Source organism: Pseudanabaena sp. SR411 (assembly GCF_002251945.1).
In the GTDB taxonomy this organism is placed as follows: Bacteria; Cyanobacteriota; Cyanobacteriia; order Pseudanabaenales; family Pseudanabaenaceae; genus Pseudanabaena.
On the sequence record NZ_NDHW01000019.1, the window covers coordinates 1 to 1,530 of the forward strand.

Sequence of the window (1,530 nt, forward strand, 5' to 3'; positions counted from 1 at the left end):
TCCATTGCTTCCCGTCAGTTTGCACTTAACTATCCCGAACATCCTGACGCTCCTAAATATAAGAAGCTAGCTGATGATTACATGAATCAGTTTATTAATGATTTCAAAAATGAGTCATTTATTTCAGCAATTATTTCGGGTGATCGCAAAATCATTGAGCAGATTTTTAAAGGAGAATCGGGATTTGGTGAAGAAAGTGCTGCCGAAATCAAACAGAGTGTGGCGTTAGTAACTGATCCGAAACTGACGGAATATATCAACAACCTTGGTCAGAAATTAGCAAAGCTATCGGGTCGTGATGATTTCAAATATGAGTTCAATATCATCCAAGACAACTCCCTCAATGCTTTTGCTCTACCAGGAGGCAAGATCTTCATCAATACAGGTGCGATCGCCGATATGGAATCGGAAGCAGAACTTGCGGGTATTCTCAGCCATGAAATTGCCCATGCGGTCTTTTCGCATTCCTATCAAAAGATTATTACCGAAACCAAAGCTAGAGCTTTAAAAAAAGTAGGGTTGATCAATACATTCTTGGAGTATCTCAAACCAGAACTTGCATTTGGGCGATCGCTTGAACAACAAGCTGATTTCTTAGGCACGCGCATTCTCTCTTCGGCTGGCTATTCTGCGGATGGACTATATCGTGTATTTGATCGCTGGCGTGGTTATGAGAAAGATCGGCAGACAGGCTGGCTAGATAGTCATCCTGCTTCTTCAGAGCGAGTGAGATATTTACAAGCAGCCGTCCAGAATCGCAACTACAACCGCTACTCATTAGAGAATATTGAAGCTCTAATTGCAGCGCGGGGTGCATTCTGTAAATCGGAAGCTAAAAATCCACCCTCTAAAGACACTCCAACTCCTACTTCCAAACCCAGTAACAAGCCAACTTTAGGCAAGGTGGCTGTAGTTGCTGGGCAAACCAATGACAATGTGAGTATTAACATTAATGGAGGTAAGGTTGAGTCGAGCGGTAAATACATAATGAATGTAGAAATCGTCAACAATAGCAGTCAGTCCTTTGGATTTGTTCCTATATTTGCGAAAACAACCAATGCTGATGGAAAAACAGTTTCGTCACAGTTCATCAGTGCATCTGGCAAAAATGTTGTGAATGCAGGAGAAACTGCCAAAGGTACTCTCTCGGTTTTCCAACAACCTTGGCGAGATACTGGCGATCAAGGTTTAGTTTGGCAAGTCACAGAAAGTACTGGCGGTGGTCGAGTATTTCGGATTCCCTTCTAATTTGATTAAAAAAAGCCTTGCTTTGCAAGGCTTTTTTTAATTGTTTACTGGGTTTTGAGATTCAAGAAATGGCAACGCCATATAACATCAGTTAATATCTGATGTTATGTGGAAGGAAATTCCTGAGATCCTCAAGGTTGGGGGCTGGCACGGGGGCACAGCCCCTTGTATCTAGGAGGAAAGTTAAAGGATAAAATCTTTTACTAAACTCCAACAAGCAAAGGCAGAGATAAACTCGTTAAACCCCTTTGTATCTAGGAGGAAAGTTAAAGGATAAAATCT

At 41.7% G+C, this 1,530-nt stretch carries 1 protein-coding gene; it reads left to right on the forward strand.

What is annotated here, in order from left to right:
• Positions 1-1,248, forward strand: a 1,248-nt coding sequence (locus B9G53_RS00270) for a M48 family metallopeptidase (RefSeq protein ID WP_176453032.1), incomplete at its 5' end; no start/stop codon positions are given.
• Positions 1,249-1,530 lie beyond the last annotated feature (282 nt).